This is a genomic window from Paenibacillus andongensis, assembly GCF_025369935.1.
Lineage (GTDB): Bacteria > Bacillota > Bacilli > Paenibacillales > NBRC-103111 > Paenibacillus_E > Paenibacillus_E andongensis.
On record NZ_CP104467.1, the window covers coordinates 7,379,442 to 7,395,835 of the forward strand.

General features: G+C 50.9%; 16 protein-coding genes. 8 read left to right on the top strand and 8 right to left on the bottom strand.

Going from position 1 to position 16,394, the window contains the following annotated elements; all coding sequences use genetic code 11:
• Window positions 1-2 precede the first annotated feature (2 nt).
• Window positions 3-944: an ATP-binding protein gene (locus NYR53_RS33125; RefSeq protein WP_261303195.1), complete on the top strand. Its 942-nt coding sequence runs from the start codon at window positions 3-5 to the stop codon at window positions 942-944.
• On the opposite strand, the gene aroA is transcribed toward NYR53_RS33125, so the two are convergent.
• On the bottom strand, window positions 937-2,292 hold the full coding sequence (gene aroA / locus NYR53_RS33130; protein ID WP_261303196.1) for a 3-phosphoshikimate 1-carboxyvinyltransferase: 1,356 nt from the start codon (window positions 2,290-2,292) through the stop codon (window positions 937-939). The genes NYR53_RS33125 and aroA overlap by 8 nt on opposite strands.
• 109 nt (window positions 2,293-2,401) lie before the next feature.
• Here aroA and NYR53_RS33135 point away from each other — a divergent pair, with 109 nt between their 5' ends.
• Window positions 2,402-3,283: a LysR family transcriptional regulator gene (locus NYR53_RS33135; protein WP_261303197.1), complete on the top strand. Its 882-nt coding sequence runs from the start codon at window positions 2,402-2,404 to the stop codon at window positions 3,281-3,283.
• A gap of 86 nt (window positions 3,284-3,369) precedes the next feature.
• Here NYR53_RS33135 and NYR53_RS33140 read toward each other — a convergent pair whose 3' ends face one another.
• The 5 genes from NYR53_RS33140 to NYR53_RS33160 form a co-directional block, all read right to left on the bottom strand.
• On the bottom strand, window positions 3,370-3,957 hold the full coding sequence (locus NYR53_RS33140; RefSeq protein WP_261303198.1) for a TVP38/TMEM64 family protein: 588 nt from the start codon (window positions 3,955-3,957) through the stop codon (window positions 3,370-3,372).
• A 669-nt stretch (window positions 3,958-4,626) separates the two neighbouring features.
• Complete coding sequence (locus NYR53_RS33145; protein ID WP_437180113.1) at window positions 4,627-6,336, bottom strand: glycerol-3-phosphate dehydrogenase/oxidase; 1,710 nt, start codon at window positions 6,334-6,336, stop codon at window positions 4,627-4,629.
• A gap of 132 nt (window positions 6,337-6,468) precedes the next feature.
• Complete coding sequence (glpK, locus tag NYR53_RS33150) at window positions 6,469-7,977, bottom strand: glycerol kinase GlpK (RefSeq protein ID WP_261303199.1); 1,509 nt, start codon at window positions 7,975-7,977, stop codon at window positions 6,469-6,471.
• A gap of 24 nt (window positions 7,978-8,001) precedes the next feature.
• Window positions 8,002-8,559, bottom strand: a complete 558-nt coding sequence (locus NYR53_RS33155; protein WP_261303200.1) for a glycerol-3-phosphate responsive antiterminator — start codon at window positions 8,557-8,559, stop codon at window positions 8,002-8,004.
• Between the two features lie 209 nt (window positions 8,560-8,768).
• Window positions 8,769-10,778 (bottom strand): GTP-binding protein, encoded by a 2,010-nt coding sequence (locus NYR53_RS33160; protein ID WP_261303201.1) that lies wholly within the window; start codon window positions 10,776-10,778, stop codon window positions 8,769-8,771.
• Between the two features lie 168 nt (window positions 10,779-10,946).
• Between NYR53_RS33160 and NYR53_RS33165 the strand changes: the two genes are divergently transcribed.
• Entirely contained in the window at window positions 10,947-11,660 is a 714-nt protein-coding gene (locus tag NYR53_RS33165; protein WP_261303202.1) for a DNA-3-methyladenine glycosylase family protein, read from the top strand.
• A gap of 103 nt (window positions 11,661-11,763) precedes the next feature.
• On the opposite strand, the gene NYR53_RS33170 is transcribed toward NYR53_RS33165, so the two are convergent.
• Together NYR53_RS33170 and NYR53_RS33175 are read right to left on the bottom strand one after the other, a co-directional pair.
• On the bottom strand, window positions 11,764-12,333 hold the full coding sequence (locus NYR53_RS33170; RefSeq protein ID WP_261303203.1) for a TetR/AcrR family transcriptional regulator: 570 nt from the start codon (window positions 12,331-12,333) through the stop codon (window positions 11,764-11,766).
• Window positions 12,334-12,354: 21 nt separating this feature from the next.
• The gene (locus tag NYR53_RS33175; protein ID WP_261303204.1) at window positions 12,355-13,080 is read right to left on the bottom strand and encodes an MBL fold metallo-hydrolase; all 726 of its coding nucleotides are present in this window, start codon (window positions 13,078-13,080) and stop codon (window positions 12,355-12,357) included.
• Between the two features lie 157 nt (window positions 13,081-13,237).
• On the opposite strand from NYR53_RS33175, the gene NYR53_RS33180 reads away from it, so the two are divergent.
• The 5 genes from NYR53_RS33180 to NYR53_RS33200 all read left to right on the top strand — a co-directional run bounded on the left by NYR53_RS33180 (window position 13,238) and on the right by NYR53_RS33200 (window position 16,288).
• Complete coding sequence (locus NYR53_RS33180) at window positions 13,238-14,314, top strand: M42 family metallopeptidase (protein WP_261303205.1); 1,077 nt, start codon at window positions 13,238-13,240, stop codon at window positions 14,312-14,314.
• Between the two features lie 221 nt (window positions 14,315-14,535).
• On the top strand, window positions 14,536-14,973 hold the full coding sequence (locus tag NYR53_RS33185; RefSeq protein WP_261303206.1) for a GNAT family N-acetyltransferase: 438 nt from the start codon (window positions 14,536-14,538) through the stop codon (window positions 14,971-14,973).
• A gap of 37 nt (window positions 14,974-15,010) precedes the next feature.
• Window positions 15,011-15,394, top strand: a complete 384-nt coding sequence (locus tag NYR53_RS33190) for a DUF2500 domain-containing protein (protein WP_261303207.1) — start codon at window positions 15,011-15,013, stop codon at window positions 15,392-15,394.
• A 21-nt stretch (window positions 15,395-15,415) separates the two neighbouring features.
• On the top strand, window positions 15,416-15,805 hold the full coding sequence (locus NYR53_RS33195; protein WP_261303208.1) for an MmcQ/YjbR family DNA-binding protein: 390 nt from the start codon (window positions 15,416-15,418) through the stop codon (window positions 15,803-15,805).
• Window positions 15,806-16,078: 273 nt separating this feature from the next.
• Window positions 16,079-16,288, top strand: a complete 210-nt coding sequence (locus tag NYR53_RS33200) for a hypothetical protein (protein ID WP_261303209.1) — start codon at window positions 16,079-16,081, stop codon at window positions 16,286-16,288.
• Window positions 16,289-16,394 lie beyond the last annotated feature (106 nt).

Consider the following 16,394-nt stretch of genomic DNA (forward strand, 5'->3'; position numbering starts at 1 on the left):
AAATGCAATACCGGAGAGATTTGGCTAGTTACCGGTGGGAGCCACAAGAAAAGCACGTCAGTCAGTTAATCCAATTGGACGGCGATAAAACAGCCAAAATCTTGGGAGCCCTTGCTCATAAGCAGCGACTGGATATTTTAAGAGCCGTCCTACAAGAACCACTGACCGGACCTGATCTGGTGGAACGTCTAAACATGGGGACAACAGGCCAGCTATATCATCATATCAAAGCATTAGTAGGGGCAGACCTTCTTGTTCAAGAAGAAAGAGGCGGCAAGTATACCATTCCAGGCCCGTGTTCACTTCCACTTTTATTGCTGCTAGCTGCGGCTTCTGATCTTATGGATACAAGTGACTATTTAGCTATGACTGAAGCAAGAACGAATGTGCATGCTTATTTAGGCGGAGCACAAGACATCTATGATCCACACTTCCTGCTGTGGGCTGTTGTTGAGAATTGCATTCTGGAGCATCTGCATGGCACCTGCAGCGAGGTTAGCCTCTTTTTGCATGCGGATGGCAGCATCACAGTTGCAGATAATGGCCGGGGCATCCCCGTTCAAGCACTTCCTGGCAGTGAACACCCGCGTGTTCAGACTGTACTTACGGACATGAGCCGTCTAAGTGCAAGTGCTACGTTCTTAGCAACCGGCAGTGAAAAAGGCATCAGCATGCCCGTCGTCAACGCGCTATCACTCAAGTTTTCCGTCGAGATCAGGCGTGACGGTCTAGTGTTCCAACAGCACTATAAGCATGGGATTCCGCAAAGCGAGCTTCAAACCGTAGGTGTTACCAAGGAAACTGGAACGAGTGTTACCTTCCTGCCAGACCGCGATATTTTCAGCCAATCATTTGAGCTAAGCACGCTTGAGAAACAAGCCGAGGATTTTGCCGTTTTGTATCCGAAGCTGCATATTCATGTGCAGAGTGATCTCGCTAAATAACCTCAACCCCGACACCCAGTTCTCCCCAACGATCAAAAAAGTCTGGGCATGTTTTCGAAACACAGCCCGGATCCGCAATCCTGACGCCATCCACCCTTGCGCCGATCAGCGAAAGCGCCATCGCCATACGATGGTCGTCGTGAGGGTCGAGCAGCGCGGGTTGCGGCTCCCCTGGGTACACCGTTAACCCATCCGCATGTTCCTCCACCTGAATGCCAAGCTTCCCAAGTTCCTCACACATCGCCGCAATGCGGTCACACTCGTGATGCCTAATATGCGCTGCATCTGTCAGTGTAATGGGACCATCCGCGAAGGGAGCCAGCGCAGCTAATGTAAGCGTCTGGTCCGACCAACGCTGCATACTCACTGTGAAGCCGCCTTTCAGACGGTGTGTACCCCGAACTTCAATGTAATGTTCACCATGCGTCACCGAACAGCCCATTTTCTCCAAAACAGACAATAGCTCAATATCCGGTTGCCGTGTCTGCACGGAAATACCCTCAATACGTACACGTCCATTCGTCAGGGCAGCGAGTGCCCAGAAGTAACCGCAAGTGGATACATCAGGTTCAAGCATGAATGTACGTGCTTCATAAGCGCTCGGCCGAATCGTAATCGCTTGCCCATCCTCGTGAACTTCCGGCCTCACACCGAACGCCCACATCATATCCAAGGTCATCTCGACGTAGTCCCGCTGCACAATTTGATCAGCGATTCGAATGGTTAGCGTATCTTTGGCATAAGGAGCTGCGAGCAGCAAGCCACTAATAAACTGGCTGGAAACCGCACCAGAAACCGTTACTTCTCCTCCGTTAAGACCGTCCGCATGAAGCGTCAGCGGTACACATCCAGGATTGCCCTTATATCGGATATCCGCCCCCAAACTGGATAACGCATCCAGTAAAGGCGCAAGAGGCCTTTCTGTCATGCGCTTACTGCCATCAAGTATCCACTCCCCATGACCAACCGCAAGCGCCCCGGGTAAAAAGCGTGCAACCGTACCAGCAGCTCCCACATACAAATCCGCTTTCGTGACTGACCAGTGCCCTTCATTACCTGTGATCGTAACCGTATCTCCATCCATCTCAATTTCAATTCCCAGCTCCCCGAGCGCTTTCATACACCAATAGGAATCATCGCTTTGTAAAACACCCTGCAAACGTGTAGTCCCCTTCGCTAGTGCAGCAATAAGGAGTGCGCGATTGGTGAAGCTTTTGCTGCCCGGTATCGTGATAGTCGCATCTACCGCTCCATGAAGCGGTGACAGGCGTACCTCCTGTCCTTCCAGATGTTGTGACCAAGGAGATCTAGCTCTCCGATCTGGTTCGTGCATAGTTGTTTCCTGCATCTCATCCACCCTCTCCAATTGTGTGTATCTTGTAAGCCAATTATAATGGGAGGTACAGACATAGATGAAATCACCAAATAAGCACCTTCCCATAAAGGAGCTCTATATCATGATCCATTTAGAATGGTACCGAATCTTCCTGCATGCCGCCAAAGCGGGCAATCTAACGAAAGCAGCCGAGGAACTTTACATTACTCAACCATCCGTCAGCTATGCAATAAAACAAATGGAACAGGCTTTATCCATGAAGCTTTTTCATCGGAAATCCAAGGGCGTGGAACTAACAAAGGAGGGGAAGCAATTACTGCTTTACGTGGAGCAATCTTTTGCGCTTTTGGAGGCTGGGGAGAAAAAAATGTCCGCACTCAAGCACCTCACAGGAGGCGAGCTTCGTGTCGGAGCGAGTGATTCGTTATTCAAGCACTTCTTATTCCCTTATTTGGATAGCTATCATAAACAATATCCCGATGTCCGCATCCGGCTATCTCACGGCAAAACATCCGAGATTACAGCTCGCGTCAAAGAGGGCAGCATCGATTTCGGGCTTATCCATTTACCAACGGCCGATGATCCTCTTCTCGATGTCCAAGCGATTATGACTCTCCAAGACTGCTTCGTGGGCGGTGAAGCCTACCGTAATCAAGATAAACACCCGCTTTCCGCGCAGGATATCAGTCAATTCCCCTTACTGCTCCTATCTCCCGGAAGCAGCACTAGGCGCTTTATTGAGCAATGGTTTGCTGCCCAAGATGTCACCATTGAAGCGGATATCGAGCTCGGCAGCATTGATCTGCTTATCGAGTTTGCCAAACTCGGCTTCGGCGTTGCCTTCGTCCCTCGTTCTTATGTCGTCAAAGAATTGGCTGACGGTACGCTGCATGAACTGATGCCTGCCAAAGCCATTCCTGCTCGCAGCATCGGAATTACGACCCGTCGAGATATGACTTCATCTGTTGCGGCAGCTAAATTTCTTGAGATGCTTTCTTCTTAACTGCTTAACTGCTTAAACTGCCTATATGTAAGCCGAGATGCAGATGACGAAAACATATACGTACACGTACACGCGTAAACTCTACGCTACATGAAACGTTTCTCGATTTTCTTGCTAATCACAAGGGAGATCGCAATAAATAAGGCCACATAGATCAGCTCATACGGATTCTCAATGAATCGCTTAGGATCATGTCCGATGAAGCTAACCGACAGCACCATGACCGCTTTTCCCGCCGCAACTGCAACCAGAAAAGAACGAAACCTCATGCCGACTAGCCCTGCTGCCATATTAATCACAACAAAAGGTCCTATCGGAAAAAGACTGAGTATAAACACATAGTTGAAGGCCTGACGGCGCGCCCAGAGGAGACTTTTTTGAACTTTGGGCTTTTGTGCCCAGCGTTCCAGATAAGGATGACCGGCTACTTTTTTGACGATCGCAAAAGTTACCAAACACCCGCACACAATACCAATCCATGAGTAAAGAAAGCCGAGCCATAGCCCATATACAGCCGCATTTACACTAATAATGACAAGCGTTGGGAGCGGCGGAATGAACGATTTCATGAAAGGTAGAAGAAGACCAGGCAAGGGACCGAGTGAACGATACTTGTCCAAAATCATCGCCAAATTTTCTTCCGTGAGATAGGACAAGAGTTCTGTTATTCCCATATGTATGCACACCTACTCGCTTAACAATTAGTTGGAGATTAGGATAAACTTTCGAATTAACGAAAAAAAGACCTCCATAGGCATAATAGCACATGGAGGTTCTTGGTTGCTTATTTTTAAGTGGAAATCACTAAGTTGACACATGCGGGATCTCGCCTGCGGATACTAGTTTAAAGCAAAGATTAGAATATGTTTGCTGATATTCACTGACTAAGCATAGTCCGTTTACGTTACCTATACCTACCAAGTTGTGCAAACCAGCTGATTTGCCTGCTCTCAGCCGTTGAGAAGTCTTTTTCAGACGCCTCGGGACACTTTCGCTCCATTCGAGTCTCCGAGACAGCCTTTTCTGCCTTCTCAGGAGGTTCTGCCGGGAAGTCTGCAACAATCCGCATAATTCGGTCAATTGCTCCAAATTGTTGTAAAAAAAGAATTACTGGTTCAAGCCCACTGGTGGGCATGGACCAACTTGTGGAGCCGAGAATGAATTATTGGCGGGAAAAGTAGCAATGGAGCAAATAGCTAGTAAAGCTGGAATAGCAGGTATTGCTGGAAGAGCTAGTATTGCTGGAACAGTTGGAACAGGGAACAGCTATAGCGGGAACGGACGGAACGGCTAAAACAGCGTATAGCAGGGACACGTCCGAAAAAGCCCGCGCCGCTGGAGCTTCACGCCTCCAGCGGGTTCACCGCTTCATGGAGCAGCTGCTCCAGCTCAGCGGTGTAGGCCGCTGTTTGCGCTTCGTCCCAGCCGAAGCGCTCGGCCATGAAGGCGATCGCAGGCGCCTTCCACTTCTTTGCCCACGCGATGTCGAAGAAGAGGGCGCCCGTGCGGCGGATGAAGAAATCCGCCGGCTTCACGACCATCTCGCGCTCGATCGCGTATACGAGCGCAGCGAGCACGGCGGCGGGCATGCCCTGCTGCGCCGCTTCAGCCCGATGCTGCTCCAGCAGCTCGAATACGGCGTCCACGTTGGAGCCGTATCTGCGCGCGAGCAGCGCAGCCTCTGCCTCGGTCAGCCCCAGCCGCAGGCCTTGGCTGACCTTGCCCCGCAAGAACGGCGCCAGCTTCGCGGAGCCGCCCACATCGCCGCCGGAGATCGGCAGCGTCCGGGTGCGGCTCGGCGGCAGCGCCGCCGAGACCTTGCCCTCCGCCAGCAGCATGGCGGCGATCTTGTCCACGACCGACTCCGCCATTTTGCGGTAGCCGGTCAGCTTGCCCCCGGCCATCGAAATGAGGCCGGAGTCCGACACGAAGATTTCGTCGCGCCGCGAAATCTCAGAAGGATCTTTGCCCTCTTGATGGATCAGAGGGCGTAGCCCGGTCCAGCTCGATTCGACGTCAGCCTCTGTCAACCCGAGGGACGGAAACATCTCGTTCGCGGCGCGCAGCACATAGGCGCGATCCGCTTCCGTAATACGGGGATTCGCGATATCCCCTTTGTAATTCGTGTCCGTCGTCCCGATGTAAGTTTTGCCGTCACGCGGAATAGCAAACACCATCCGCCCATCCGGCGTATCAAAATAAATTGCCTGCCGCAGCGGGAACTTGCTCTGATCGAAAACCAGATGCACCCCTTTGGTCAGGTGCAGCGTCTTACCGTGCTTCGAGCGGTCCATCTCGCGCAGCGTATCGACCCAAGGCCCGGCCGCATTAACAATCTTACTCGCGTAAAGCGAGTAAGACACCCCACTGCCGCCCATCTGGTCCACCACGCGCACACCAACCAACTTGCCATTCTCCACCAGCAGCTCTTCAACCTTAGCGTAATTCACCGCCAAAGCACCCAGCTCGACGGCCTTTTTCATAACCTCAATGGTTAAACGCGCATCATCTGTGCGATATTCCACATAGTAGCCGCCACCTTTGAGATCCTTTTTCTTCAAAAGAGGCTCATGAGTGAGGGTTTCCTCTGGGCGGAACATTTTGCGGCGCTCCGACCTTTTGACACCCGCCAAGAAATCATAAACCCGCAGACCCAGCGAGGTGGACAGCTTCCCGAACGTGCCCCCTTTATAGAAAGGCAGCAGCATCCACTCCGGAGTCGTCACGTGCGGCCCATTTTCATACACAATCGCACGCTCTTTACCGACCTCAGCAACAACCTTCACATCCAGCTGTTTGAGATAGCGCAGTCCGCCATGAACCAGCTTGGTCGAACGGCTAGAAGTACCCGCGGCGAAGTCCTGCATATCAATCAACGCTGTGCGAAGCCCTCTGCTTTGTGCATCGAGTGCAATGCCCGCTCCTGTAATCCCCCCGCCAATTACGATAAGATCAAGCTTTTGCTCCGACATGGCTTGCAGCATTTCTGTTCTTTTCAGCGCATTAAACCCCTGTTGCCCTATTCCATTGGCTTGCTTTTGTTCCTTCATCATCTCATTCTCTCCCTCGCGGATATAAAATAAAAAACCACAACATACCTAACACGTTTACACGTATAGGCCGCTGTGGCTTCTCCTAGTCTCCAACCGAATATTAACTTGTTATTAGTATATCATTGCTCACGCTTATTTAAAAGCCATTGCGGCATTTACTGCTTTTTTCCAACCGTCATACAAACTCACTTGAAGCTCAGCTTCCATTTCCCGTTCAAAAGACGCATCCACCTGCCACTGCGCCGCAATCTCCGCTTGATCTTTCCAAAAACCAACAGCCAGACCCGCCAGAAAAGCCGCGCCAAGCGCTGTCGTCTCACTAATCATCGGACGTTCCACCGTGACACCCAGCATGTCGCTTTGGAACTGCATCAGGAAGTCGTTCTTCACAGCACCACCATCCACTCGCAACTTCGTGAGCTGAATGCCGGAATCGTCCTCCATCGCTTGCAGCACATCCTTGGTCTGATAAGCGAGCGATTCGAGCGTTGCCCGAATGAAATGCTCCTTCGACGTCCCCCGCGTGAGCCCGAATACCGCACCTCGAACATCGCTGTCCCAATATGGCGTACCTAGTCCGACAAACGCCGGTACCACATACACGCCATCCGTCGAAGCGACTCGCTTCGCGTAATCTTCACTATCCTTCGCGGATTTTATCATCCGCAGACCGTCCCGCAACCACTGAATCGCCGATCCCGCCACGAAAATACTGCCTTCCAGCGCGTACTCCACTTTCCCGTTCAATCCCCAAGAAATGGTAGTTAAAAGTCCGCTGCGCGATGGAATCGCGTGATTGCCCGTATTCATCAGCATAAAACAGCCTGTGCCATACGTGTTTTTGGCCATCCCTTTTTCAAAACATGCTTGCCCGAACAGAGCCGCCTGCTGATCCCCTGCCGCACCCGCAATGGGAATCGCCGAACCGAATAAGAGGCTTTCCTGCGTGTAGCCATACACCTCAGAAGAGGAGCGAACCTCCGGCAGCATGGAAGCTGGAATGTCCAAATGCCCCAACAGCTCTTCATCCCACTTCAGCTCGTGAATGTTATAAATGAGCGTTCGCGAAGCGTTCGAATAGTCCGTCACATGCGCTTTCCCATCTGTCAGCTTCCAGATCAGCCACGTATCCATCGTGCCAAAAAGCAAATCCCCACGTTCCGCTTTCTCTCTGGCACCGTCAACGTGATCAAGAATCCATTTGATTTTAGTCCCCGAAAAATAAGCATCAATCAGCAGCCCCGTACGCTTCCGGAACAGGTCGCTAAGCCCCTGCGCTTTTAGCGCTTCACAAATATCAGCTGTCTGCCGCGACTGCCACACAATCGCATGATAGACAGGCATCCCCGTGTGCCGATCCCAAACAACCGCTGTTTCACGTTGATTGGTGATGCCAATTCCCGCGATCTCTGCTGGCTGCACCCCAGACTCTGATAGTACCGCCGCAATGACGCCCTGAATCGACAGCCAAATTTCGTTCGCATCATGCTCCACCCAGCCCGGCTTCGGAAAATACTGCTTAAATTCCTTCTGGGCTGTATGCACAATACTCCCTTTTTGATTAAATAAAATAGCTCTAGAGCTTGTTGTTCCCTGATCCAGGGAAAGGATATAAGAAGGTTTTGTCCCCGTATTTGCCATTGCCTTGCCTCCAAATGTTCAGGATCATTGATGATAATGCTGCCACAGCTCCGTATTCGACGTAGTGACTGCTGTTGCTCCAGCTCCTAGCGCAAGATCCACATCCTCCACTGTACGAATGAGTCCTCCTGCGAAAATAGGAATGCCCGAACGCTCCTTCACTTCCGTGATAATGTGCGGAATAATTCCGGGAAGGACTTCAATGAAATCGGGTTTGGTCCTCTCCAAAAGCGTATAGCTTTTATCCAAGGCACTACTGTCTAAGAGAAAAAGCCGCTGAATGGCAATCAATCCATTCTGTTTCGTCTTCGTAATCACATTCCCCCGGGTCGAAATGATACCTGCAGGACGAATACTCTGACACAGAAATTCCGCCGCATAATCGTCGTTTTTGAGCCCTTCTATTAAGTCAGCGTGCAGCAGCAGCTTCTTTCCGTTTGCTTTGGCCAGATCTACGATACTTTTTAGCTGCCCAATATGACAATCCAACAGAACAATATACGTATAGTTGGATTTAAATAGCTTCTCTAGGTCTCTCATTTTGCGAATGGCGGGTAAAATCCGCTGCGTTTGCAAAGACATAACCATCGCCCCCGTTTTTTTAAAAAAATGCACATCTGTATCTATCTCAGAATGAGCGGAAATGAAAGCAAAAAGACTCACCAAGTATTGCCAATGATATTCAATGGGCAATCCAAGTGAGTCTCCTGCGCTCCGTCACATGTTATTAACTTACCTTCATTGTACTGACGCAAGTACATGATGTCAATGACAATGATCATCCAGCTAACTTAGGTCGACAATGCCTTACGCACAGCTAAAATATACTTCGACTGATCCAGCGGATTGACGCCACGCCGCTTACGCTCCGCATGAACATCCGGCGGACTTGGCTGATAGCCTGCGAAAGAGGAAGTTATCACACCTCGTCCGCCTGACATTGCACTCAGCTTCACTGGATATTCCAGTGAAGTAGCGACGGGAAGACGACCTTTTACTACGAATCGGCCTCCAGCAATTTCCGGCGGATCAAAAGCCGCTCTCATCTGCACAAGGTCACTGAGCACCTTGCCGCCGAACTCTTCAGGCACGGTGATACGAACCTGCAGCATCGGTTCGAGCAGCGTCGTACCCGTTTGCGCAAGGCCTTGCATGATACCCATCGGCGTTGCGACAGCGAAGTCGAGCGGGTGAGTGTGCCACACGTGATGCTCGCCTTCTACGAGCGTCACCTTCAGGTCGGTGACTTCCCAACCGAGCAGCCCTTGTTGGAGCGCCTCCGGCACGCGGCGCGCCACCTCGTTCTGGTACTGCACGAGCAGATGCTCGCCGCGTACTAGCGACTCATACACGAGCCCGCTGCCCGGCGCACCAGGCTCGATGCGAAAGCGTAAGATCGCCCAGCACGGCTTGGGCATCGTATAGGCGATGTAGCCTTCTCCAGCTTGCGAAGGCGTTTCTTTGTAGATGACGGAAGGTTGGTCGAACCTTACTTGGAGCCCAAAGCGCGAGCTTAAGAGACTCGTGAGAATCTCGAGCTGAATCGCGCCCATGACTTTCACATGCAGCTCGCGCTCCTCCTGCAGCCACTGCAGATCGAGCAGCGGATCCTCGTCCGTCAGCTCCTGCAGCGCAGCGACGAGCGCCGGATACTGCGCTTCGCTCTCGGCGTGCACCTGCACCGTCAAGAGCGGAACCGCCATCTGCGGCGCAGGCGGCACGCTATCCGCCCGGCCCAGCACATCGCCGATCCGCACCTGCGTCAAGCCGCAGACGGCCGCTATGTCGCCGGCCGTGACAAACCCGATATCTTCGGCCTTACGGCCGTCGATTTTGCGAATTTGGGTCACCTTCTCCTCCACGCCCTGCGTGACATTGACGACGGTGTCCCGATTGCGGATCGTCCCCTCGTAGAGGCGGACATACGCCATTCTCCCCATGGTCTTGTCCCGCTCGACCTTGAACACCACGGCCGAAAGCGGCTGCTCCGCAGAGCCGCTCGGCCCAGGCAAATAATCAAGGATCGCTTCCATCAGCTCCTTGATACCGAGCCCCTTGCTGGAGGCGCCCACCAGCAAAGGAAAAACCTCCCCCTGCCGCGCATACCGCTGCAGGGTTGCCTTCACCTCGCGCGCCTCCACCGGCGCGCCTTCAATGTAGCTCGTGAGCATCCGCTCGTCGAGCTCCGATAACTTCTCCACCGCGGATGCGAAGTCGAATCCGCGCACCCCATCAGCGGCGACCGCATCCGCCGCGTCATCCATGAGCACGTTCGCCGCGCCGCGGAACGTGTCCTCCCCACCAAGCGGTGCATAGATCGGCACCGCCATCTCCGTGAGCTGCTTGTGAATGTCGCGCAGCACGCGCTCGGGATCTGCGCCGACGCGGTCCATTTTATTCATATACAGCAAGGTTGGTATCTTTAGAGATTGCAGCGTGTGCCAGATCATTTCCGTCTGCGACTGCACACCTTCCACCGATGAAACAATAAGAATAGCCCCGTCCATTACCCGCAGTGATCGCTCCACTTCTGACAAGAAATCGACGTGCCCTGGCGTATCCACAAGGTTAATCAACGTATCCTTCCATGAAAAAGAAGTCGTCGCGCTGCGAACCGAAATCCCCCGCTCTCTTTCCACATCCATAGAATCCGTCTGTGCCGTCCCGTTATCTACACTACCCAACGCGCGAATTCGCCCGCTATAATAAAGAATATGCTCTGTCGTTGTCGTTTTACCCGCATCCACGTGTGCAAAAATGCCCACATTCCTCCTGGATATTACTTGATTGTCATCCCTCATCAGAGCCCGAATCCCTTTCTATCACTTTCTTATCTTCATTATACTAAAAGTGCATACAATTGGGGTAAGCCTACCTATCACCATTAAACTTTTTTGCAAATTTTACTAGGTGTAATAGCCTGTTGACCATTATGATGGAAATACTGAATCTAAGGAGGTTTTTTCGCCATGGAAACTACGGAATTCGAGGAGTCAAGCCAGTCAATACAACCTGAGGTATCTACAATTCTGTTGAATACACAGCACCCAGCAATAATGACCCTGTCCCAAGCAGACAGCAAGCTAGCTTGTCTCATTGAACGAATCGGCGATCTTACACTCACACCCAGCCACAAACCCTTTGAGTCGCTCGTGATGTCGATTATTTCCCAACAACTCTCTGCCAAAGCGGCTGCAACGATTAAAGCCAGAGTGAAGCTCGTTATACCGAACGTCACGCCTGAACTTGTGCTCGCTGTGGAAGAGGAGGCTATTAGACAATGTGGGGTCTCCTATCCCAAAATCCGTTACATCCGGGACCTCAGCACAAAGGTGATAGCCGGCGAGGTGGCACTCGACCATCTACAAGATTTAGATAACACAGAGCTGCTCAAACAGCTCACAAGTGTCAAAGGTATCGGTGCCTGGACGGCTGAAATGTTCCTCATTTTCACACTAGGCAGACCCGATGTCATGTCGATTGGCGATGCCGGCCTCCAGCGTGCGGCCAAATGGCTGCATACCCTTGCCGATCGCAAGGATGGTAACTACTTAGGCGAAGTTGCTCCGAGCTGGGCGCCTTATCGCAGCTTTGCCTCGTTATATTTATGGCGCGCGATTGATATGGGGTTTGTGGATTCAGGCCTGCAGGTGGAAGCTTGCACGAAACCCATTTTGGAATAAGGATAATAGACTTAAGCCGTCATTTAGACGAGCCCCACGATAGCCCATCTATCTTCACAATCTAAAAAAGCGCAAGAAGCCATCCGGCCCCTCGCGCTTATTCTCATTTCACCGCTATTCGTAATCCTCTTAAATACGTTTGAAGCAAACGCCGCAGGCTCTCGTCTCTTTCCAGCTCCATTCGGAAGCCGTTTCTATGCTCAAGTGAGGCAAAGCCATGCACCATGCTCCGAAATCCGCGTACCACGTGCAGCGCATCTTCTTCACTGAGTCCATAAGGCGCTAAAATGCGCAGTATGAAGAGTACAACTTGGCTCCCTGCCTCTTGTAATTCTGGATCCTCGTAGTCAGGCAATGAAGAGATCGCCTCGTATAATCCCGGTTGTTTCCTAGCGAACATGACGTAAGCGAAGCCTGCTGCCAGCAGTGCGTCATCTTCGGATTTGCCAATAGCCGCCTCGACCATTGCTTCTTTAATGAGTACGAGGCCGCGCCGGGAAAGCTGCTTTCTGAGATCGGGCAAGCCTTTGATATGATTGTATAGTGATGGTGTTTTTACGTTTAATTTAGCAGCTAATGCGGCTAGTGTGAGCTGTTCAACACCTTGTAAATCGGCCATTTCAATTGCTGCTTGGAGTACAGTCTCTGCGTCTAAGCCCTGTCTGTATGCCACGAAAACCCCTCTTTTCTGTCTCTAAATTGTTGCTGCATCTGGATAAAACTTTTTGGCTGCTTCTTCTAAAATGCGATCCATAGTTGGAATCGGCTGCTCGATCATCCGTCCGTGTCCGACGGCCAGGAGGCTCGGCTCTAGCTGTCTCAGCTTGCGTGCGCTCTCGAGCGATACTTCTTTATTCCATGTCGCCATCGCCGGGAACGGAAACCAGAATTTCACAACACCCGAGACCGCTGCACCGCCGCGAACTTGAAAAGCATCCCCAGCAACCAACGCCCGGCTGCGGACATCTAGGAAAGCCATCATTCCTGGCGTATGCCCAGGAGCTGATACAGCTTGCAGCGAGCCTACGCGGTCGCCATCCTCCAGCAGTACATCCGGCTTCGTCTGTACCGACTTAGGAACATCTCCCTTAATCGGCGAATTCGGTTCGCCGGCTTCTAATTCTTTGCTGCCAGCCAGCAGCTTGGCATCTCTTCTTGAGATATAGACTTTAACATTCGGCAGCGCCTTTTTCAAACCGTCCAGTGCCCCAATATGATCTCCATGTGCATGCGTGAGGACGATGCGAGTGATCGGCTTTCCAATCTGTTCTGCGGCTCGAAGAATGCCTTTGACACTGAACGGCAGCGCCGCATCAATAAGCGTTAACTCCTTCTCTTCCTCCACCAAATAACAATTCACCGGAAAAAATCTCGGCATAAAAGCCAGTTGATACAAAGAACCGATACGTGTCATTTTCATAATAACGCCTCCCGTTTACTATTTATATTAGTATAATAACTAATATCATTAGTTTTGTAAAGAGGGAAATTGCCTGAAATCCATTTTTTTCTCCATTATGGTAAAATAGATCTCATATTTGTATCCCAGCCTATTTCGATAAAAGTGAGGAACCCACATGAATACAGAAACGTTAGAGCTTTTTCGGACGCTGACTGAAATGCAAGCAGCACCCGGTTTTGAACGAGAAATCCGCAAGTTTGTTCGCGGTGAATTGGAGAAATATACAGACGAGTTCGTTCAGGATGGACTCGGCAGCTTGTTCGGTATCCTGCGCGGCGACGAAACAGGCCCTAAGATCATGGTAGCCGGCCATTTCGACGAGGTCGGCTTTATCGTAAGCGGCATCACGGAGCATGGCACGATCAAGTTCCAGCCGCTCGGCGGCTGGTTCAGTCAAGTACTGCCCGCGCAGCGCGTGCAGATCATGACGGCGAATGGGCCGATCATCGGTGTGATCGGCTCGGTGCCCGTGCACTTGCTGGATGAAGCGGCCCGCAGCAAGCCTGCAGACATCAAGACGATGTATGTGGACATCGGCGCTGAAGATAAAGCCGATGCGCAGCGCATCGGCGTTCGTCTCGGGCAGCAGATTGTTCCCATCTGCCCGTTCACACCCCTGGCCAATCCGAAGCGGATTATGGCCAAGGCTTGGGACAATCGCTACGGCGTCGGCCTGGCGATTGAGCTGTTGAAGGAGCTTCACGGCGGGCCGAAGCTCCCGAATATCCTGTACGCCGGTGCAACCGTACAGGAAGAGGTTGGCGTGCGCGGCGGACGCACGGCTGCGAATCTCATCCAGCCGGACTTGTTCTACGCGCTGGATGCCAGCGCCGCCGGGGATATGACCGGCGACCGCAACGCCTTTGGGCAGCTAGGGCGCGGTGCGCTGCTGCGTATCTTTGATCCCACGATGATTACCCACCGTGGGATGGTCGAGTTCATTCTTGATACGGCGGAGACGCATAAGATTCCGTATCAGTACTTCATCTCGGCGGGCGGGACCGACGCCGGACAGGTGCACGTGCAAGGCAGCGGCATTCCCTCTGCCGTCATCGGCGTCTGCGCGCGCTACATTCATACATCCGCGTCCATTCTTCACGTGGATGATTACGCCGCCGCGAAGGAACTGTTGATCAAGCTCGTGCAAGCGAGCGACCGCACAACATTGAATACGATCCACGCTCAAGCGTAGTCGCATTCTTTTACACATCTAAATAAGTATTAGCACAAAAAGTGGTCGAGCAGAATGTATTTCCTGCTAAATCACTTTTTCTTTTTGTAGATCGCTACTTTCCCTTGCAAATCGTTGATGAAAAAGGATTGAGAAAGGAGATCTTCAAGCAAATATAGAACTTATGTTCCAATATATGGTATAATTAGCAGAATCATTGGATTATAGAAAGAAGGACGACTATGACGTATACCATTCGTGAGGCAACATCCCAAGATACCAAACAAATAAGCAGCTTTGTTTCAGAGCGTACCGGCAAGGCCATTTCACCTTTGCACATTGAAAATAGGCTGCATTTTATGCGTGAGAACCCGGATGAATCCCTCTATGTGTATGAGGAGAAGAATCAAATTCTCGGTACATTAGGCTTTCGCATTCGTCATGGTGCCGATATGATTTTGAAATTCAGTGAAATCTCCGTTATTTCTGTTGATGAAACGAAGACCCGCCAAGCAGCCGCAGATAAATTAAAAAGCTATGCCGAGCAGTTAACAACTAAGCACGCCTGCTCCGGTATGTGGTGGATCACAGGATCAGAGAAGAACGACGCGTCACGGGCTGCCAATGAGCCATTAGGCTTTCATGAAACGGGTTACCGATTCGTTAAACGATTTCTCTAGAAAATCGGGAATATGTTTACACTAAGGAGTGAAAGACATGTCATCTGGGTTTAACATGGGGCCTTTCCCTGGTGGAAGCGGCGGAAATCTTTTTCTAATTATCTTTACGAGTGTATTCGTTCTCGTCATTGGCACTTTTATCATTTTGATTATCAAATCACTTATGACATGGTCATCCAATAATGCCTCCCCCATCCAAAGTCGGAACTGTAAGGTCGTAGCCAAAAGAATGCATGTCAGCGGTGGTTCTGGAGATTCAAGTACAAGTACGAGTTATTATGCAACCTTTGAATTCGAAGACAGAAGTAGGCTTGAGTTATGGGTGGGACGGGAGCAGTTTGGTTATATCGTAGAGGGTGACCAGGGAACATTAACGTATCAGGGCACAAGGTTCAAGGAATTCTTACGTCCTCTATTATAAAATTCATAAGGAGTGCTTCCTATGACACATCAGTTAGTGAGCGAAAAGGGCTTAGAATTGGTCGCCAAAGTTAGAGCTTTCTGCATGGAACTGCTGGAAGTAGAAGAAAAAGTGGATGGCTTCGGTCACATCACCTTCCGTGTGAAAGATAAACCCTTCGTGATGATGGGCGAGAAGGATGGTCAGCCGTCTACCGCTATCAAAACAAACCTGACAACACAAGAGTTCCTCCTTCAGCAAGAGGATACACCCTATCACAAAACGGCCTACATTGGACAGCATGGCTGGGTATCGATTCTAGATATAGATAAAGTACCTTGGAGTGAAATCGAAGACCTGATGATGGAAGGCTATGCCCGAACGGCTCCCAAAAAGCTCCTCAGCCAGCTGCAACAACTCGGAAATAGATGATGCATTATCCATTGAGCAGTATCCCGACTTTAACGATGAAATACACGCTTACAAGCAGGAGAGTTCACATTAGAGTACCGAGTAGATATGATTGGGGTTACTTGGATCGTGCTGCGGTTGGAGGAAACGGTTTTGGAGGACAGCTTAGTAGAACGCGAGAACCACATTAGATGCATTTTGTGCATCAAAATTACACGTTGATCGTCTGTTCGAATGTTTTATATACAAATGTGCAGGTAATTTCTCCCGAATCACTCCAAAAGGGCTGTTTCAGTGAAATTTGATGCAGGAAAAGCAGCAAATGGAATCGCAAAGCCTAACTGGAGCGAAATTAACTGCATGTTATACATCAAATGGTTTTCGAGAAGGCCTGAGCGTGTTGCGGGCGGTAAGAAGGTAGTTGATATACATCACACTCAACAAGGTTATGTTGAACAGTTCCTTAAGCCTTTCGCGGCGATAGATAATTTAGATAAGCAATAGAAATCGGCTTCAAACCAGCATCAACTCAATCACTCCAGTAGCAGTTCCCTCGCGACACCCCCCTCGCAAAGTCAGTTCCACCCGGTTTTTCCGCTTAACTTAGCAC

Bases quoted from the DNA above. Each gene is read 5' to 3' on its own strand.
- NYR53_RS33160 (WP_261303201.1), bottom strand. From the start codon at position 10,778: ATGAGGGATGACAATCAAGTAATATCCAGGAGGAATGTGGGCATTTTT.
- aroA (WP_261303196.1), bottom strand. From the start codon at position 2,292: ATGCAGGAAACAACTATGCACGAACCAGATCGGAGAGCTAGATCTCCT.
- NYR53_RS33140 (WP_261303198.1), bottom strand. From the start codon at position 3,957: ATGGGAATAACAGAACTCTTGTCCTATCTCACGGAAGAAAATTTGGCG.
- NYR53_RS33190 (WP_261303207.1), top strand. From the start codon at position 15,011: ATGTCATCTGGGTTTAACATGGGGCCTTTCCCTGGTGGAAGCGGCGGA.
- NYR53_RS33195 (WP_261303208.1), top strand. From the start codon at position 15,416: ATGACACATCAGTTAGTGAGCGAAAAGGGCTTAGAATTGGTCGCCAAA.
- NYR53_RS33175 (WP_261303204.1), bottom strand. From the start codon at position 13,080: ATGAAAATGACACGTATCGGTTCTTTGTATCAACTGGCTTTTATGCCG.
- NYR53_RS33185 (WP_261303206.1), top strand. From the start codon at position 14,536: ATGACGTATACCATTCGTGAGGCAACATCCCAAGATACCAAACAAATA.
- NYR53_RS33155 (WP_261303200.1), bottom strand. From the start codon at position 8,559: ATGTCTTTGCAAACGCAGCGGATTTTACCCGCCATTCGCAAAATGAGA.
- NYR53_RS33165 (WP_261303202.1), top strand. From the start codon at position 10,947: ATGGAAACTACGGAATTCGAGGAGTCAAGCCAGTCAATACAACCTGAG.
- NYR53_RS33180 (WP_261303205.1), top strand. From the start codon at position 13,238: ATGAATACAGAAACGTTAGAGCTTTTTCGGACGCTGACTGAAATGCAA.
- NYR53_RS33125 (WP_261303195.1), top strand. From the start codon at position 3: ATGCAATACCGGAGAGATTTGGCTAGTTACCGGTGGGAGCCACAAGAA.
- NYR53_RS33145 (WP_437180113.1), bottom strand. From the start codon at position 6,336: ATGATGAAGGAACAAAAGCAAGCCAATGGAATAGGGCAACAGGGGTTT.
- NYR53_RS33135 (WP_261303197.1), top strand. From the start codon at position 2,402: ATGATCCATTTAGAATGGTACCGAATCTTCCTGCATGCCGCCAAAGCG.
- glpK (WP_261303199.1), bottom strand. From the start codon at position 7,977: ATGGCAAATACGGGGACAAAACCTTCTTATATCCTTTCCCTGGATCAG.